The sequence below is a fragment of the Chitinophaga filiformis genome, from assembly GCF_023100805.1.
Lineage (GTDB): Bacteria > Bacteroidota > Bacteroidia > Chitinophagales > Chitinophagaceae > Chitinophaga > Chitinophaga filiformis_B.
On sequence record NZ_CP095855.1, the window covers coordinates 6,591,961 to 6,610,630 of the forward strand.

Consider the following 18,670-nt stretch of genomic DNA (forward strand, 5'->3'; position numbering starts at 1 on the left):
TAAAGGCTATGTTGCAGAAATACAAGTATCATTAAACGGAGTCCGGATTAACAGGGTGCATAAATTCGCCATGGCCGCATTTGGGACACCTATCTGACTCATTCAATCCACTATCGTTCCCGCAATGAAGGCATACATTTTTATCGTTCACATACTTTACATGTTTCTTCACAAATTCCTCGTCTTCTTCCGGCAATACAGACAGTCCAGGCTTGGGGTTTTTGCTGTTAATAAGCGTAAACGTTCCATTTGCCTCGAAGTACAACCTGCTAACCTGCCCCAGATGCTTTATACCTTCCGAGCGTAGCTGCGCAAATAAGCGTTCCCTGGAAATGCGGGTAGACGCCATCTCTTTTATATTCATTGTACCGTCGGCCACCAATACGCCCAGGTCCCCCTGGGACTTTCGCTCAAACCGCTCGCTTTTTGTAGCCAGCTTCGCTATCATCCTTTGTCCGAATATAACGATGATAGCCACAATAAGCGCCGGCAGCAATCCCCTGTCGGGCGCCTGGATAGGAATACCGATGGCTGCGGCCAGTGATGACATCGCCACCATTTCATTCCGGCTTAATTGCGAAGCCATTCTTTTCCCCATCATTCGCATGGAGAAGACCAGGAGTAAAAAAACGAAAAGTACTCTCAATATGATCTCAACAAAAAACAGTGTCGGCACATTACCGAACAGGATGCGCATCCAGTCATCGATCCAGATTTCATACGACTTCATAGCCTGAATTTTTATATCACTGCGCTATCCCATTTCTGAGCGCCGCAATTTTTACACTTTGTGTCTTTCTCCTTCACTTCTTCGGTAGCCCCACAATGCTGGCAGGCATACACGTTTTCTGCCACCTTGTGTTGATAGTCATGTACGCCTTTATCAGCCGAAGGGAATAGTGAGAGCCCGGCTTTGGGTTTTGCTGCTTTGAAAATGCTGAACATTCCACATGCTTCCAGGTATATACGGTCTACTTCTCCCAGGTTATAGATCTTTTTCTGCCGTAATAAACTATACAATTGCGCCCGCGATACCCGCGTCTTACTCATCTCTTCCAACTGAAGCAGTCCTTCCTTCACAAGGATCGACATGTTGCCGAAGGTCAGTTCTTCTATCTTCTTATTTTTCACGCCCCACCAGCTTAAATCGCGATGGAAAAGGAAAACCAGGAATAAAATAAAAATCCCCAGGAGAATGCCTCTGTCAGGCGCCTGCATCGGCGGAGCTACAATAGCGCCAAGCATGATAGTGATGGAAAGATCTATAGTGGTCAGCTGCCCCGACATCCGTTTACCAAGCAATCTGATGATCAGCAGCAGGAAAAAGTAAATAATAATGGTTCTGCCAAATACTTCCAGCATGTATTCGGCGGGGGCTTCACCAAAGACAATGCGTTTCAGGTCTGTAATTTTAATGGTTGCCTTATCCATACAACAGGTATTTGCAATAAAAACTGCTCAAAAACCATGCATGCCCTAATAGCCGTGAACGCCTGTACAGGCTGAATCTTCCGGATCTGGATCTGTAAACGTGTGACTCACTCAAAAGATTACGCTGAAGCAGTTCAAACCTGGGGCGAAGCATACACATCGTATGCCGTATATTGCCCGCGTCATCCACTACGCTTAGCCACCCAATCAGCGGATGATCGCCAGAATCCCCTGCGTTCTCTTCGCTGCCAGAGAATGGGAAAAATAACGGCAAATAAAGCGGCACCCCACAGTACCGGAATATTAACGGTGAGCAATAAATGCCGGAATTTGAAAAGCGCCGGTATCAGAAAGGTGGGATATAACATCAGTGAATTATAAAAGTCAGCAACTGCAATGCTGGCGAACAGGCAGTCCAGTATCTTTTATCATTACTGGCAAAGGCCGCTCTGTAAGGGCCCCGGACGAACGGGGATCTGGTTGTTGTGGAATGGAGATCATAGTCGTTGCAGGAGTTTAGCTTTGTCATATAGCCTTAAAAAGCATTCCAAACTTCTGGATGCGACATTTTGACGGTAGCATATACCTGGATTAATTGTAAGTCAAAGACTTAACTACAAGTCCGATTTTCTTACCGGATTCTAACCTAAGTTTCGATCTTATTTTTATATCTTTAGAGTGAGTAATAATTCTGAATCCAAAATCTAAATCGTAAATCCTAATTCTGACCCGGTTACTGTACTGTATTGTGATGACATAAGCGTATAAAACAACCCATTTTAATCTCCATAGATACACAGGGTGACAAAACCGTATGCGAGCACGGGAGGGATTTCTATTGCCAAAATTTCAAAATATCTATCAACACAACAACAACCAAAATTTAAACTAAAATCAGCGTATGAAAAAAAGTCTACTCTTGTGGCTGTTTATAGCCATGAGCATGGCGCATGCCATGGCGCAGTCCCGGACCGTTTCGGGAAATGTCACCGATGCGAGGGACGGATCTCCGTTACCCGGTGCCACTGTCCGTATCAAAAGCTCTTCATTCGGCACTGTAACCGATGCCGCAGGTCGGTTCACCATCAAAGTATCATCTGATGCAGCTGTATTACAAGTCTCTTCCACCGGGTTCTTATTAAAGGAAGTACCGGTGGCCGGCAACAGCGAACTGAAAATTGCACTTTCCAGCGACGAAAAGGCCCTCAGCGAAGTGGTCGTTGTCGGATACGGTACGCAGGAACGTAGAAACGTAACAGGTTCCGTTGGTACTGTCAAAGGAGAATTACTCAAAAACCTCGCTTCACCAAGTTTTGACAGGCAACTGGCGGGTCAGATAACCGGTGTGCAGGTAGGCGTTTCTTCAGGTTCATTAGGCCAGCCAGCGCGTATCCGTATCAGAGGTGTAAACTCTATCACCAACAGTTCAGACCCGCTGTACGTGGTGGATGGAGTACCTTACATCTCCGGCGATCAGGGTGGTTCTGCTTCCGTATCCTACAATCCGCTGGGAGACATCAACCCCGCCGATATTGAAAGTGTGGAAGTACTGAAAGATGGTTCTGCCACCGCTATTTACGGGTCCCGTGCATCCAATGGCGTTGTGCTTATTACTACCAAAAAAGGAAAACATGGTAAGACCAACATTTCATATAATGCATGGCTGGCAGCAGCTACAGCGTCCAAACGTTTCGACCTTTTAGATGCGGATCAGTTTATCAGCATCACAAATGAGAAACTGAAAAAAGCCGGTCTCGCAGAAGCCGCCAAACCTACGCCTGATCCAAATGGTAAGCCATATAACACAGACTGGCAGGATATCATTCTGCGTACTGCTTTTCAACAGAACCACTCATTATCATTCAGCGGAGCAACCGATCAGACAAACTACTACTTCTCTCTTGGTTATGCCAACATGGATGGTATCTCATTAGGTAATGATCAGAAACGGTACAGCGTACGTGCCAAACTGGAACAAAAAGTACTGGACAGGGTTACATTTGGGATTAACATGGGTGTTTCCCATACAACTGATAACGGTTTGAACTCGGGTACAAATTCACTCTCAGGAAATGTTGGCGGTGCAATACGTCTCTTTCCCAACGTACCGGCACAATATGCCGACGGATCATATAACCTAAGTGCTGACAAACAACGTCTGGGTAAAGGCGCAAACACCCGTGAAATAGACGACAACTATACGAACCTGAAATATGTACTGGACCATAACGTATTCAGGAACCAGAGCCTGAATATAACCGGTAATACATTCGTAAATATGTCTATCCTGAAGGGTTTGGATGTACGCAGCCAGATCGGCATCAACAATATCAATGTGGAATACTACAGGTACTACGACCCTGTACATGGCGATGGTAAAGGCGACGTGGGTAGTACTGCACAATATTCCATGCCTCAGTTCAGATATAACTGGCAGAACACTATCAGTTTCAACAGAACACTGGGCGTACACAATATTGGCTTTGTAGCAGGCCTGGAGTATCAGAAAACAAGAAGCCGTTATTTCTTTGCCAGCGCTACCAACCTCTCTGATGTATTCTTCGGTGGCGAAAACATCATCTCTGATGCATGGGGCAACAAGAACATCGGCGGTAGCGTAACGGAACGCGCCTTTGAATCTTATTTCGCACGCGCAAACTATGCATTTAATGATCGTTACCTGCTGACAGCCACCATCCGCCGGGATAAGATCTCCTCCCTGCCGTGGGGCAACCAGGGGGCCACATTGCCCGGTGCATCTATCGGCTGGCGCATCTCCAGGGAATCATTTTTCCAGAATGCCAACCTCAGTTTCATCAATGACCTGAAACTGCGTGGTGGATATGCAAAGGTAGGTAACGTAGAAATCGGTAACTATCCTTATGCAGGCGTGTTTAATGCAGTTACCTATGGCGATCTGAATGCTATTCAGTACGGGCAGATCGGTAACCCTAACCTGTCGTTCGAGACCAGCAACAAGATCAACGCTGGTTTTGACCTCGCGCTGCTGGACAGCAGGGTACAGTTCTCCGCCGACTATTTCCAGAATAACGTGAATAACCTGATCCTGGCTGCACCCACTCCGCCTTCTCTCGGTGTACCTAAAAACAGCATCAACGTGAACGTGGGAGAAATGAACAACAAAGGCTGGGAATTCAGTCTGAGCGGATTGGTGATCAACAGAGCCGATTTCCGCTGGAATGCAAACATCAACCTCACGCTTGTTAAGAATAAAGTAACCAAACTGGCTAACAACAACGCAGACATCATCGACACCTACAACATCACCCGTGTAGGGCATTCTATCGGTACATTCTTTGGTTATCTTTCCAAAGGCGTAAATGCAGCGAACGGGAATCCGATGTGGGAGAAAGCAGATGGCAGCACGGTACAGGGCAACCTGGATGCAAGCGGCAATATGAAATTCTATACTTATGATCCGTCGAAACCGGCAGATCTTTCTAAACCAGCTGCGGCACTGGCTTTTGCTGACAAACGCATTCTCGGGGAAGCCAATCCTACCTGGTATGGTGGTTTCAACAACACCTTTGCCTATAAGAACTTTGATCTGAGCATTAACATGACCTTCTCTGGTGGTAACAAAGTATATAACATTACCCGCCAGGAAAGCCTGACCAATATGAAATTCCAGAACGCGGGTAAAGAACTGTTAAACCGCTGGACAACGGAAGGACAGGTAACTGATGTACCCCGTCTGTTCTATGGCAGCGGCGCCGGCAACTCCCTCAACCAGAATGGCAGCACCAATAGCCGTTTCCTGGAAAATGGCGCATTCCTCCGTGCACAGAATATCGGACTGGGATATGCACTGCCTACAGCATTGTTACAGCGCCTGCGTTTAAGCAGCTTCAGGATATATGCACAGGTACAGAATGCTTTCGTGATCACCGGCTACAGCGGTCTTGATCCCGAACTGAATGCATTTGCACAAGCCATTGGCTCAACTACGTATGCTACCACAAACAGGCAACCGGGACTTGATTACAATACCAATCCAGTACCACGTACCTATACATTTGGCATTAACCTCGGATTGTAAAAAAAATTGCAATGAAAAGAATCAGATATACATTTAACAGATCAGCTATAATAGCTTTACTCGCTGCAGCGATGCTGGCAACATCGTCCTGCAGTAAATATACAGAACTGGAACCCATCAACTCACCATCTGAAAATTCTGCTTTCCAGAGCCCTTCCAGTATTGAGCTGGCCATGCAGGGTGTGTATGAAGCTGCTGCCGTAGGTAGCTACAACGGTGATAAAGCCAGTGCCCGTGGATATCCTTTTGGCGCCGCAGCCATTGAACAGGATGAAATGAGAGGAGAAGATATGCTGAATGTGGCATTGTTTTACGCCATCACCTACGAGGCTACATACACCACCAGCTCTGCCAACAATGTTAACATGTGGACAGGCTTGTATGCATTGATCAATCAGGCCAACGTGATGATCCGTGGTGTACAGGCTGCCGCTGCGAATGGCGTTATTCCCGCGGAAACTGCTGCCGCATATGAAGGAGAGGCGCGTTTCCTCCGTGCGCTGGCCCACCATGAGCTGTTGATCCATTTCAGCTTCCCTTATGCAGATAATAACGGCAGCAAACCAGGTGTACCTTATCGTGAGAAAGCGATCACCAGCCAGGCAGATGTTAATGAAGGATTAACCATCGGAAGAGGTACTGTGGCAGAAGCCTATGCCAAACTGCTGGCCGACCTGGATTATGCAGAAACAAACCTGCCGGTTACACAGACCAAAGGACTGTCGAGGGCTACCAAGGGCGCTGCTATCGCTTTAAAGACCCGTATAAAACAACATATGGGCGACTGGGACGGAGTAATTGCCGAAGGCGCCAAGCTGGGTACTGATAAGCAACCTACAGGGCATTTTACCAGCCCGATCGGTGCTTATACACTCACCGCCAGTCCGGAGACGCCTTTCACCAGCTTTAAGAACAATACTGAATCTGTATTTTCCATTGCCAATGGTCCTAATGCGAATGGTGGTACCAATGGTGCGCTGGCTGCCATGTTCGGACCTGCTGATAAAGGTGCGCGTGGTCTCGTGGCCACCAGTCCGATCCTGTACAATGCTTCCTTTTGGGTGGAAGGTGATCTGCGTAGAAAACTGCTGCAGGTGAACCAGGTAGTTGGAGAAAAATATGTGTTCAATTACAAGTACAGGGACTATGTAAATAAAACCGACTATGCGCCTATTATCAGGTATGCGGAAGTGCTATTGAATGTAGCCGAAGCATATGCAAAGAAGGGGAATACAGCCCAGGCTTTATTGTTGCTGAATGATGTGCGCAACCGCTCTGTTCCTGCGGACAAACAATTCACAACAGCACCTGCAGACCTGATGCTGGCTATTCTGCAGGAACGCCGTATAGAATTTGCAGGCGAAGGCCGCCGCTGGCCGGACCTGCATCGTCTTGCGCTGGATCCGGCTTATGGTTCTAACGGTATTCCTGCCAAAATGAAAGCCGGACAAATGAAGCTGGATGGATCAGATTATAATAACATTACTCCCCCGACATTTCCTGCAACGGGTGGTGTAAAGGCTTATTTGTATACTGAATACCAGTTCCTCTGGCCTATACCGGCAGACGAAGTAGCGGCCAACCCGCTGCTGCGCGAACAACAGAACGAAGGATATAAATAATAAAAAAAGGGGCTGTATCGGATGATATAGCCCCTTTTTATCGTAACTTCCAGTACCGGCCCTACCCTATCCATCCACGTTAATTTTCATCTGCCGGTGTAGCAGTTTATTGTCATTGAGCAATATCCTCCCTGACCCATCTCCACAAGATCAAAGCAACAGCTTACAGCGTTTATGAATCCGATTTGTCAGTTCACTCAAAATAAAACCATGAAAAGAATACTCTTTTACTTATTGATGCTTTGTATCATTACAATTGATACATCTGCCCAGGTCCTCAGGATCTTCTATGTTGATTTCGGCCCTAATGATGTTACAAACGGCAACATCACCAGCAGTCCCGATGCAAACAGCAATTACTGGAACAATGTGACGAATACCAGTACAAGCGCCTCTCCGGTATACCTGTTAACAAACAGGAACGCCTCAAGCGGTGCGTTTATAAATATCACGGCCGGGTTTAGCTCGAACGGCATCAACAATGGCGGATTATTAGCCCCTAATGCGGCACTCTTAAAAGACTTCGCTATCAATACGGCTACGCAGGACTATTTTTATACAGAAAATACAGCCAGTTTTATAATAAAGGGGTTGGACGTGAGCAAAGGCTATATTTTCAGTTTCTTTGCCACCCGTAATGATCCGGAGGTACGCAAGACCAATTACACACTTACAGGTGCAACGACCTATAGCGCTACACTTCAAACATCCGGCCCGAACCTGGGAGGCTCGGGGTATAATGGCAATAATAGTACGATCCTTACTACGGGCACCATTGTGCCTGATACCAGGGGACAGATAGCCATTACTGTAAAAAGGGAGCTCGGAAGTTTCGGTTATATCGGCGTACTGAAAATAGAGGAAGTGAGGATGCCCGTGACCCCATTGAAAACTGTGTATGTTGATCTTGGCCCTAATGACGTTTCCAATGGTAACATCACGAGCAGTCCTGACATCAATGGCAATTACTGGAACAACCTGACCAATATCAATACCACAGCCCCTCAGGTAAACCTGGTGGATAAAATAAATGCCAGTACCGGGGCATATGTCAAAATCACTTCCGGATTTCTTTCCAACGGTATTCAAAACGGGGGATTACTATCGCCGGATGCTGGCTTATTAGGTGATTTTGCTATTCCTACCGCGACACAGGATTTCTTTCACACCACTGCATCCTCCAGCCTTTCTATCAGGGGATTGGATAAAACGAAAGGTTATGTCTTTAGTTTCTTTGGCACCCGGAATGATCCGGAAAAACGGGTCACCACTTATTCACTGACGGGCGCCAGCTTCTATGACGGAAATCTGCAAACGTCAGGAACCGACCTGGGCGGCCCGGGTTACCATGGCAATACAAAAACCATTCTGACCTCGGATATAGTGATGGCTGATGATAATGGTCATATCAACCTCACCGTGACCAGATCTGAGGGCGCCTTTGGTTACCTGGGAGTAATGAAGATGATCCAGGTTAATCCGGTGGCATTTGAACCCGGCTGTACAGCAAAAGACAATAGTCGCATAGCCATTATGGGCTCTTCTGTACCTTCAGGCACCGGTGCTACAAACAATCAGGGCTATGCCCAGTTATATGCCCAGCTGCTGACCACCCGGGCCAATAGTGGTACGGGACAAACATGGAATGTGTCGAATATCTCAGTGCCCGGCAACAATACCATCAGCGTTATCAATCGCTGGGACAAAGACCTGTTGCCCCTCTGCAGCAAATATGTCATTTATGCGCTTTCATTGGGGAATGAGGGTATTACTACCGGTGGCCAGGCTACTTTCAACCAATTCAGGGATAATTTGAAACTGCTTATCAATAAAGCAAGGCAACAGGGTATCGAACCGATCATCACTAACTGCTATAGCCGGGAGGACTATACAGCAACAGAGTACAATTTTATTAAGCAGATGAATTTGCTGATCCATTCCTGGAACGTAGCCAGCGTCAATTTGTTGGGAGCGCTTGACAATGGAGCAGGAAAATGGGCTACCGGTTACAAAAGTGATGATCTGCATCCCAATGATGCCGGTCACCTTGAGTTTGAGTACGCAATTGTTCCCTCGCTGTTTGATGCTATAAAAGCCGGGAAACCGCAACCTTACAAGATAGAAGGTACATCCTTAAGCTTAAGCCCCGCCAGCGGTTATAAGCTGCAGATAAAACCAGAAGAAATCATTCACCCATTTACTTTTTCTTTTGACATACAAACTGCATCAACAGCACAGGTGGCAGAGTTGAGTACAGTTGCAGGTCTGAATAAATTAGTGATCAATGCTTCGGGGAAATTGGATTATTCATCCGCTTCCTCAACCGGTATTACAGGGATCACTGTTCTTAACGACAACCAATGGCATAAAGTAACGCTGACACATTATTATGCTATGGGCAAAACCCTGTTATATATCGATAAGGTATTGCAAGGCGCCATCAATGAAAAAATTGTTACGACCGCTTTCGACTTAAACGGAGTCAACGCGCCGGCAGCCAATTACAGGACATTGCTCTTCTATCGTTCCGGTATGAATGGGGAAGAAATAAATGCGATGGTCGATGGTGGCTTGCTGAAATCGAGCCTGGAAATTTATGCACCGCTCGATGGTGCCGGCATATTTAGTGCAGACCCCATCATAAACCTGGCACAGAGCACCAATAAGGTAAGGAAGCTGAATCTTATTGCGGGCACATATTACCTCCAGAACCGTTTCAGCAGGCTGTATATGGACGTCGATGATAACCAGATCACACAGGACGGCGCCAATATCCAGCAATGGGGCTTTATGGGTACCGGCAATCAGCAGTTTACGTTCACTCACCTGGGCAATGATGTCTATAAAATTATCTGTGTTAAATCCGGCAAATCGGTGGATGTATCCGGCGTTAGCACCGCGGACGGCGCCAATGTACTCCAATGGGGCTATGTCGGCGGCGCCAATCAACAATTTCTGATGATGCCTGTTGACAGCGATTATTATAAAATCGTCGCACAACACAGCGGCAAACTGATAGAGGTTTCCAATTTCAGTACTGTCAATGGAGGGAATGTGCAGCAATGGACGGATGGTAATCAAACCAGCGGGCAATGGCGGCTGGTCCGGCCTGGAGCCGCCATGTTGACGACAACCACAAACACCATGAAGAAAGACGATGCGGCTGATATTTCAGTATACCCTAATCCTGCTGTGACGACGTTATATGTTAGTGGGCTCAGGAATTCCGTAAATATCAAAATTTATAGTAGTTCGGGCCAGTTGCAACTGTCGTCTTTTGGAACGTCTATTGCGGTTGACCGCCTGAGGGCTGGTGTGTATTTTGTGCATTTGAGATCAGCGGGAATGTATAAGGTATTGAAATTTGTTAAGCAATAGTGGTAGAGGCACAATTCTTTTATACGAGAGATTTCTCCTAAGTTCAAACTATCTTGCAGTGCGAAAGCAATTAAGTTGACATACGTACAATGATCATTTCGAAGAGCATGAAAACAATAAGGGTTTTTAAATATATTGACCATTTGGACTGTTTCGTGGTTAATCCATCTTACAAATCAATTGCAGATTACCTTGGGTTGACGGAATGGAATGAGGTAGTCTGGATAGGACGTTTTTTTGCCCTGGACAACGACTACGGTGAACACTGGTTTGACAACTGGGAATTACGTGATAAACTTGAGGTAAAGGCCGGAGAGGCAGGAATAACCTACGAAGAGCTACTGGTTATTGACCCTGATCGCTTTAAAGACAACCGCGATGGCCCTGTTCACAGTGATGAGGAACGAAAATTATTTTGGACTGATGTCTTGCGGTCATTGGAATTAAGCCTGGATCTTCTTTTCCATCAAGCTAGAAAACAAAATAGGAAAAAAGAAGGCAAGGAAGAATATATTGAGGATCTGGAAACGCGAATTGCTGAAATTATAAGAGAAAGCGAATTGACATGATTTGTTAAAGAGAGCTCCTAATAAAAAGGGAGTGTTTCAAATTGAACGCTCCCTTTTTGCTTCAGGTCCGGTAAACTTTATTGACCAATATGGCAAATTCAAAGTTATCTTCGCGAAGTCAATCGGTAAAAAATGTCAAAAAAGCGAAAATCCATTCCGGTAAATCCCATGGCAGACCAGTTTGGTTCAGGGATCGCCATCGAAAAATTTTCTGTTAAGGATTTTTACCTTATGGATATGGAGGAGGCCAAAAAGTCGCATCGTGAGGATGGGCATTCCTTCTTCCTGCTTGAAAAAGGGCGAGTTTCTCTTGAAATTGATTTTCAGAAGTATACGATGAAGCCCTTTTCTATTCTCTACCTCCATCCTGACCAGGTACACCGCATCATCACCTTTGAAGATGTAAGCGTCAGTTGCTGGTCCATCAACAATGAAAACCTACACCCTGAATACCTGAAATTACTGGAAGAGATCACTCCGGCAAAACCGTTGGCATTGGAGAAAGAGACTTTTTCCCTTATTGCTGAAGCGGTATCACTTAACCTAAAACTTTTTGAACGAAAAAAAGATAAATTATATCATTCGTTACTGAAAGACAGTTGCAATGCCCTGGTAGCCTTGGCTGCTTCTCAATATTTGGATCACGCTAAATCGACGAGCAAACCGACACGATTTGAAGTTGTCACCAAAGCTTTCAGGAAAGCACTGGAACATAACTACACGACAGCCAGGCGCCCTGCGGAATATGCACAAAAATTAAACATATCCGCACCTTACCTCAATGAGTGCGTAAGAAACATAACAGGTTATTCTGCTTCTCACCAGATACAGCAACGGATCATTTTAGAAGCAAAACGCCTACTCTCCCATTCCGATATAGCCGTAAAAGAAATTGCTGCACAATTAGGGTATGATGATTATCCCTACTTTTCACGATTCTTTACGAAAGCAACAGGGAAGACGCCTATAGCCTTTCGAAACAAAAACCGCGATTAGTCCAATAACTACTTCGTATTACCATCATTTACCTTACCTATCCGCCATTACTTTGCACCAACTAAAAAGGTATAAGGTGAAATCATTAACGAAAAAGAAAGTACTAATTTCAGGGGCAAGCATCGCCGGACTTTCAACAGCTTATTGGATGAACAGGTTGGGTTACAGCGTAACCGTAGTTGAAATTGCCAATGCCCCCCGCATGGGTGGCACTGCAGTTGATATTCGTGGAAAAACAGTCGATGTTGTAAAGCGTATGGGGATTTTCCAGGAACTGCAATCAAACGCATTACAGCTGAAAATGATCTCATTTAAAAATGCGGATAATGAGACGGTAAACTCGATTATGCTAAACACAGATGGCCCCAGTGATGAGATCGAAATTGAACGATCCAAATTGGTGAGTATTCTGTTTGAGAACCTAAAAAACGATATCGCGTTTATTTTCAACAATAGCGTGACAGCCTTAAGTGAAACCCGGCACGACATTAAAGCTACTTTTAAAGATGGCTCACAACAGGAGTTTGATCTTGTGTTTGGATGCGACGGCACACATTCAGGTATAAGAAAGATCTGGTTTGGCAATGAATCGGAATACGCCCACTTTCTTGAAGCATACTTTTCCATCTCCATTGTTGACAAATTGCTGATAGAACAGAATACCATGCAATTTTACAATGTGCCTGGTAAGGCTTATATGCTCAATGCCTATAAAAACAAAACCGATATCATCTTCTGCTTTCTTTCAGAAAAAGAAATCCCCTACGATTACCGTGACACAGCGCAACAAAAGCAAATTATCCTGGAACAATTTTCCGGACAGGGATGGAGAACAGCTGAATTATTGGAAGAAGTGGCAGGTTCAAAGAATTTTTACTTCGATAAATTTTGCCAGGTAAAAATGCCGTCATGGACAAAAGGCAGGGTTGCCCTGGTGGGCGATGCGGCGTATTGCGCCTCGCCTGCTGCAGGAATGGGAGGTTCTTTGGCGATAGAAGGAGCAGCTGCATTGGCTGATGCTTTGCAAAAACATGAAGGGAATTTTGAACTAGCGTTCCAGGACTATAACAAAAACCTACGCCCGTTTATTGACGAAGTCCAGGCAGAAGCTGAATTTAATGTGAGAGAGAAATTTATTCCAAGGACCGAGGAAGCGATCCGGAAAAGGAACCTGGAAGGATTTTAATATTTAAAGGGAAAGGACCTTGTACCGGCTACCTGTCATAAGATAAAACATTCGTTCAATGTTTTAAAGTGATGCCAGATATGGAATAATCCATATCTGGCATCTATATTAAAAAAGTATGCGAACCGGATTGATGTTTTCATTTATACTATTGTTCAGCTCCTGTTTCCGTGAGCCCCTGCCAATACACCATTTTAACACCGGCGGATTCATGCTGGAAGATACCTGCCGTATTGCAAACGAATATATCCAATCATTTGAGGATGATGCATTTCCCATCTACTACATTGGCCAGATAAAGGACACTATCCGTATTGGCAGCCGGTATTGGCTGCGCCGGGAAAAGAGGTTCAAAGAATATCCTGAACATTGTATTTACAAGTATTCCAAATCTCATATATCAGTGCAGGTAGATACATCATTTCCTGTATGCATGTCGCTGGAATATCTTAATGAGGAGAGATTAATAGACCGTTATTGTGATTCAAACCGTTACTACCATGCTTCAACGGTCATTATACGTAACGTATCAGATACCGCTGTATCATTGGGGATTACCTTCAGTGTTTTCCAGATGCATAGAGAAATGCTGAACAGCAAGGGGCAATGGATAAAGGTGAGCGAGAAATTGTGCAAGGACTGGTTTTGCGCGACAGGGCAACCATGTATAAATCTATTACCGGGAGAGGTAATTGTGTCTAAAGTCACCCATTTTGCCGGGAAGTACGCTATACCCTGCCGGTTGTCCCTGGGGCGTTCTGATATACCCCAGGTCTACTCCAACATTTTTACAGAATACATATCAGATGACTTACTACGCATAGTTGAAGCAGACTGATTGAGGATATGCTCAAAAACGCGACAGAAGAATATCGCCGCCAATAGTCATTTGTCGGCCAAAACCAGGAAGAGGAAAGCCAATTGAGCACTCAATGATCAGCTTAGTCCCTATGCCACGGCAGTAAAAGAAGCTTTATGATCTATGCTTCATGTATACAATAATTGCTGCCAGCATAATGACAGTCGCCGTTACGTACAACATACCCGGGCTATAAAAATAAATGGCGGCAGCGCAGAGCGGAACAAGCATATTGTTTAATGCCTGCAGGCTTTGATTAACACCCTGCAATTTGCCCTGGTTGTTTTCTTCGACCAGTTGAGAGAGTTTTCCGTTATAGGTTGGATCAAATAAACCCTCCCCACAAATAATGCAGATGATAGCAATTGCAATAATGACTGCCGAATGTATGTAAATGCTTACGAGGATTGAGCTCAATCCGACTGTAACAGTAACTAAACCCACTACTCCAATGCTCTTCTCATTGAAATGCTTTAATAACAGCGGCAACAAGACCGCCCGCACTACAATTTCACAAATGCCGACTAAAGTCAGGATGGCACCAATCCAGGCGGGCGTCCATTGGTAAACGTCTTTCAGGAAAACAGTTAAGTTAAACTGGAATATACTGAGGCTTATATAAAAGAGTATTCCTGTTATCAGAAGCAACAATACTCCATTCAGGCTGAATACATCCCTGAAATGCGAAAATGTGTTAAAGCTGTTAAGCGATAAATGTTTTGTTCGCCTTTCAATGTTTAAAGATTCGGGCAATAGAAAGTAGGTTGCTAAAGCCGATAGCAGTATTAATCCGGCAGTAACAAAGAAAGGTAACCCAATGGAGATGCTCCCCAGCAATCCGCCCAGTGCCGGGCCGCCTATCTTTCCAATCCCCATTACAGCACCGATATATCCAAACCATTTAGCCCTTTCATCAGGTTGAGTGGTGTCAGCTATATAAGCGAACAGAATACTGATATTGCCTGCCGTAAGGCCGTCAATAATGCGCCCGAGAAAAAGCATCCATAAGGCCCCTCCTATCCCAAACAACACATAGCCGGCAACAGAGCCCAGCAGGCTTATAATAAGAATATATTTCCTTCCGTACCGATCACTCAATGCCCCAAAAGCAGGCGCCGCAAAGAAGGTACATGTAGCAAATACGGACATCAGCAAACTCATTCCAACAACTACTTGCTGAGGCGGAAGATAATTCCCTACTAAAAAGGGTAAAAGCGGCAATACAATAGAAAGTCCGATAGAATTCAATAACACGATCCCTATAATAATCCATAGCCTGTAATTTCTATATTTCATGTCCTGGCTCATTTATGATGCAAAATTGGACAGACACTTAGAGATAAAATAGCTATCTTAGATCAATAAATATCTGCATAAGACCAAATTGCAATGAAAAACGATATGTTAGCGTCTGTTCCCGGTATTTTAACAGCGCTTGCTGGTCTACTGGGTACAGAAATAAAGAACAGAAGGCTGGAAATTCCTCCAAAGTTTGGCAAGGGATATTGCAGGGGATTTGTTTTTAACAGGCATATCAGGATGCTTGTTAGTAATTATGAGCTAAAAGAAGATATTGTTATTAAAAATCCACAAGTCAATATTCCCGGAAGAATGATATTCTTTAAGTTTCAAAATATCTTCCCGGCAACGGAACAATCCCCGACAGAAAAGCATCCGGTACAAACACCTTCTGTATTAATTGCAACCAGCCGTTTGAATACCGACGACTTTATATCAATTCACAGCAATACTGCAACGATCAATATTGAGGTAGATGCAGATTATCTGAATGAACAATTTGATCTACCCGGAAAATCCCCGGTTTTACAAAGCCTGTTACAGAACACACAACCCTTGTTATTTGAACAGCTTATCTATCCTTCTTTGCAGAAAATCGTGGATGACATAAGAACCGAATCCGTTAGTGAAACTTTTGAACTTTTTTACCTGAGAATTAAGGCAGAGGATCTGGTTTGCCGCTTGTTAATGGAACTCGAAACACGTAGCGAAACACATCTTTATGCTTTAAACAACAGCGATGTTGAAACCATTTATAAGGTAAAAGAACAGATCCTCAGCGATCTGCAAACGCCGCCTTCGATCAATCAGTTAGCTAAGTATGCAAGTATGAGCCCCACGAAGCTGAAACGCATATTTAAACAGGTTTTCGGCAACAGCATTTTCAGGTATTACCAGGAATTCCGGATGAAAGAAGCAGTCCGTTTATTGCAGGAAAACAGGCTATCTGTCTCTGAAGTTGGGTACGAACTAGGCTTCACTAACCTCAGTCATTTTTCGAAGGTCTTTGAAGAGCATGTTGGCATGAAACCTAAAAAGTATTCAAGCAGTTACTCGTCTATGGCTCACAGTAAAAAGCGCAAAAAGGATGTTTGATGGCTGTTGCAGGGAATTTAAAACGGTCTGACCCTGTCCGTTATTTCAACAAGGAGAGAGAATTACAACAAAGTATAAATAATTTATAAAGCGTGATATTTACAATTCAGTACAAAATAGTAGATTGCGGCTAACTAAATCTGATCCCTATCAATCTCCTATCCGTTTTTAAGTACTTTATGCAGAAAAAGCAGAAATTGTTTATCCCTGAAGATTATACCGAGTTTTTTTACTGGGTGAAGGAAAGAACTGAAACATTCTGGAACAAAAGCAATTCTTCAGACGATACCGATGAATATTACTGTCCTGAATGGGCAGTAGGCGCGAAATGGATCGGAATGACCGATGAACAGATCGATGCCACGGAAGCAAAGTACGGTATTACCTTTATGCCGGAGCATAGAGCATTCTTACGCATCCTGCATACCATAGACAGGAAAGTGATAAACGAGTATGAAGAAGAAGGTGAAACCAACACTTATCAAAGCTCTTTCTTCTATAACTGGCTGGAAGATGAGGAGGAAATCGTATCCAGATTGGACTGGCCTTATCGTACAATATTTGAGGATGTATCACCAGCCAAGGGCGTATGGTTAAAGTCCTGGGGAACCAGACCGGCGTCAGTAGAAGACAGGGAACGCATCTTTGCCGATTGGTATGCTAAAGCGCCCAAATTACTACCACTTAGATCACACAGATTTCTTGTTAGCCAGGCTGATTTGGCCGACCGTCCGGTACTATCTGTTTATGGGTCTGATACCATCATTTACGGATGGGATCTGCGTTTGTATCTGCTGAAAGAAATCACAGATCATCTGGATCTCTATGTACCAGTATTTGATGAGGAAGATCAGTGTTATTATACTGAGTACAGAGATGAATTAACGCAGGTATTTGACCTTGCACGACAGCAATTACCGGGTAAAGATATTCCTTATTGGAAGGAATTGATACTGTATTGGAGCTCAGGATGGTCTAATTTTGGATTGACGCCTCCGGGCGATAATGGAGAAACGATCCGGCCTATCATGCCTACATATGTACCGGAAGACCAGGAGCCCACTCAGAAAACGTTCAGATCATTTGAATAAAAAAACATTCCTTGATTTACATACAAGTTTCAGTGGTTTGCATACATGCACGCAATCTGACCTACCGATCTTTGGATCATGGAAATAAAACAAATAGCATTGGGCAGCCAGGGATTGGTTGTGCCAAAGATCGGCCTGGGCTGTATGGGCATGACGGGCTTTGAAGAAGGACATATGTATGGGCCTGCGGATGAGCGGGAAGCCATCGCGACTATTCACCGTTCACTCGAGCTGGGCGGTAATTTTTTGGATACTGCTGATCTGTACGGGCCGCTGAAAAATGAGCAGCTCATTGCGAAAGCCATCAGCGGCAAACGCGATCAGTATATCTTAGCCACCAAGTTTGGCTGGGAAATCGACGACAACAATAAAGTAACCTGGGCCATCAATGGTAAAAGGGATTACGTCAAGAAATCTTTAGAGCGTTCGCTAAAGAACCTCAATACCGATTACATTGATCTGTATTATCTGCACCGCCTGGACAAAAACACGCCAATCGAGGAAACGGTTGATGCCATGGCCGGGCTGGTTAAAGAAGGTAAAGTGGGTTACATCGGTCTGTCAGAGGTATCTTCTGAAACGGTTAAGCGGGCGCATGCCGTGCATCCCATCACGGCAGTACAAAGCGAGTATTCTTTATTTGAACGAACGGTGGAAGAACGCGGGGTGTTAGCAACATTAAATGAACTGGGTGTAGGTTTTGTAGCCTACTCTCCCCTGGGCCGTGGCTTTTTATCCGGACAGATCAAAAGCATCGACGACCTGCCGGAGAACGATTTCCGCAGAGCGATCCCCCGTTTCCAGGGTGAAATGTTCAATAAGAATATTGAATTGGTTAAGGCGATTGAAGCTATGGCTGAGGCGAAGAACGTCACTTCTTCGCAGCTGGCTTTAGCCTGGATCATGAGCAAGGGGATCTTACCGATCCCGGGAACGAAACGCAGAAAGTACCTGGAACAAAACCTTGCGGCGACCACTATTGAGCTGACGGAGGCGGATCTTTCACAACTGGAAAGCATCGTGCCCTTGGGTACAGACACAGGCGCACCTTATGACGAATTCAGTATGGGCTTAATTGATTAAT

Annotated in this window: 13 protein-coding genes; 10 read left to right on the top strand and 3 right to left on the bottom strand. The window is 44.8% G+C overall.

Translation table 11 applies throughout. From position 1 onward, the window contains the following. Positions 1-31 precede the first annotated feature (31 nt). Positions 32-730 carry a DUF421 domain-containing protein gene (locus MYF79_RS25645; RefSeq protein ID WP_247810738.1) on the bottom strand — a complete coding sequence of 233 codons (699 nt, stop codon included), beginning with the start codon at positions 728-730 and terminating at the stop codon, positions 32-34. Between the two features lie 11 nt (positions 731-741). After that, the gene (locus MYF79_RS25650; RefSeq protein ID WP_247810739.1) at positions 742-1,431 is read right to left on the bottom strand and encodes a DUF421 domain-containing protein; all 690 of its coding nucleotides are present in this window, start codon (positions 1,429-1,431) and stop codon (positions 742-744) included. Between the two features lie 901 nt (positions 1,432-2,332). Between MYF79_RS25650 and MYF79_RS25655 the strand changes: the two genes are divergently transcribed. The 7 genes from MYF79_RS25655 to MYF79_RS25685 all read left to right on the top strand — a co-directional run bounded on the left by MYF79_RS25655 (position 2,333) and on the right by MYF79_RS25685 (position 14,080). Beyond that, positions 2,333-5,491, top strand: coding sequence for a SusC/RagA family TonB-linked outer membrane protein (locus MYF79_RS25655; RefSeq protein WP_247810740.1), 3,159 nt, complete (start codon positions 2,333-2,335; stop codon positions 5,489-5,491). A gap of 11 nt (positions 5,492-5,502) precedes the next feature. Beyond that, the gene (locus MYF79_RS25660; RefSeq protein ID WP_247810741.1) at positions 5,503-7,113 is read left to right on the top strand and encodes a RagB/SusD family nutrient uptake outer membrane protein; all 1,611 of its coding nucleotides are present in this window, start codon (positions 5,503-5,505) and stop codon (positions 7,111-7,113) included. 210 nt (positions 7,114-7,323) lie between these two features. Then, complete coding sequence (locus MYF79_RS25665) at positions 7,324-10,491, top strand: RICIN domain-containing protein (RefSeq protein WP_247810742.1); 3,168 nt, start codon at positions 7,324-7,326, stop codon at positions 10,489-10,491. A gap of 107 nt (positions 10,492-10,598) precedes the next feature. After that, the gene (locus MYF79_RS25670; protein WP_247810743.1) at positions 10,599-11,060 is read left to right on the top strand and encodes a hypothetical protein; all 462 of its coding nucleotides are present in this window, start codon (positions 10,599-10,601) and stop codon (positions 11,058-11,060) included. A 132-nt stretch (positions 11,061-11,192) separates the two neighbouring features. Next, positions 11,193-12,056, top strand: a complete 864-nt coding sequence (locus MYF79_RS25675; protein WP_247810744.1) for an AraC family transcriptional regulator — start codon at positions 11,193-11,195, stop codon at positions 12,054-12,056. Positions 12,057-12,132: 76 nt separating this feature from the next. Continuing rightward, a complete protein-coding gene (locus MYF79_RS25680; protein WP_247810745.1) occupies positions 12,133-13,242 on the top strand; it encodes an FAD-dependent monooxygenase in 1,110 nt (369 codons plus the stop codon). 118 nt (positions 13,243-13,360) lie between these two features. Continuing rightward, positions 13,361-14,080: a hypothetical protein gene (locus MYF79_RS25685; protein ID WP_247810746.1), complete on the top strand. Its 720-nt coding sequence runs from the start codon at positions 13,361-13,363 to the stop codon at positions 14,078-14,080. A 135-nt stretch (positions 14,081-14,215) separates the two neighbouring features. On the opposite strand, the gene MYF79_RS25690 is transcribed toward MYF79_RS25685, so the two are convergent. Beyond that, complete coding sequence (locus MYF79_RS25690) at positions 14,216-15,397, bottom strand: MFS transporter (RefSeq protein WP_247810747.1); 1,182 nt, start codon at positions 15,395-15,397, stop codon at positions 14,216-14,218. 93 nt (positions 15,398-15,490) lie between these two features. Between MYF79_RS25690 and MYF79_RS25695 the strand changes: the two genes are divergently transcribed. The 3 genes from MYF79_RS25695 to MYF79_RS25705 all read left to right on the top strand — a co-directional run bounded on the left by MYF79_RS25695 (position 15,491) and on the right by MYF79_RS25705 (position 18,669). Continuing rightward, a complete protein-coding gene (locus MYF79_RS25695; protein WP_247810748.1) occupies positions 15,491-16,495 on the top strand; it encodes a helix-turn-helix transcriptional regulator in 1,005 nt (334 codons plus the stop codon). A gap of 179 nt (positions 16,496-16,674) precedes the next feature. After that, positions 16,675-17,586, top strand: coding sequence for a hypothetical protein (locus MYF79_RS25700; protein WP_247810749.1), 912 nt, complete (start codon positions 16,675-16,677; stop codon positions 17,584-17,586). A gap of 78 nt (positions 17,587-17,664) precedes the next feature. Further along, positions 17,665-18,669 carry an aldo/keto reductase gene (locus tag MYF79_RS25705; protein ID WP_247810750.1) on the top strand — a complete coding sequence of 335 codons (1,005 nt, stop codon included), beginning with the start codon at positions 17,665-17,667 and terminating at the stop codon, positions 18,667-18,669. Position 18,670: the final 1 nt, after the last annotated feature.

Excerpts from the sequence above, each read along its gene's own strand:
- MYF79_RS25645 (WP_247810738.1), bottom strand. The coding sequence starts at position 730 with ATGAAGTCGTATGAAATCTGGATCGATGACTGGATGCGCATCCTGTTC.
- MYF79_RS25650 (WP_247810739.1), bottom strand. The coding sequence starts at position 1,431 with ATGGATAAGGCAACCATTAAAATTACAGACCTGAAACGCATTGTCTTT.
- MYF79_RS25655 (WP_247810740.1), top strand. The coding sequence starts at position 2,333 with ATGAAAAAAAGTCTACTCTTGTGGCTGTTTATAGCCATGAGCATGGCG.
- MYF79_RS25660 (WP_247810741.1), top strand. The coding sequence starts at position 5,503 with ATGAAAAGAATCAGATATACATTTAACAGATCAGCTATAATAGCTTTA.
- MYF79_RS25665 (WP_247810742.1), top strand. The coding sequence starts at position 7,324 with ATGAAAAGAATACTCTTTTACTTATTGATGCTTTGTATCATTACAATT.
- MYF79_RS25670 (WP_247810743.1), top strand. The coding sequence starts at position 10,599 with ATGAAAACAATAAGGGTTTTTAAATATATTGACCATTTGGACTGTTTC.
- MYF79_RS25675 (WP_247810744.1), top strand. The coding sequence starts at position 11,193 with ATGTCAAAAAAGCGAAAATCCATTCCGGTAAATCCCATGGCAGACCAG.
- MYF79_RS25685 (WP_247810746.1), top strand. The coding sequence starts at position 13,361 with ATGCGAACCGGATTGATGTTTTCATTTATACTATTGTTCAGCTCCTGT.
- MYF79_RS25690 (WP_247810747.1), bottom strand. The coding sequence starts at position 15,397 with ATGAAATATAGAAATTACAGGCTATGGATTATTATAGGGATCGTGTTA.
- MYF79_RS25695 (WP_247810748.1), top strand. The coding sequence starts at position 15,491 with ATGAAAAACGATATGTTAGCGTCTGTTCCCGGTATTTTAACAGCGCTT.
- MYF79_RS25700 (WP_247810749.1), top strand. The coding sequence starts at position 16,675 with ATGCAGAAAAAGCAGAAATTGTTTATCCCTGAAGATTATACCGAGTTT.
- MYF79_RS25705 (WP_247810750.1), top strand. The coding sequence starts at position 17,665 with ATGGAAATAAAACAAATAGCATTGGGCAGCCAGGGATTGGTTGTGCCA.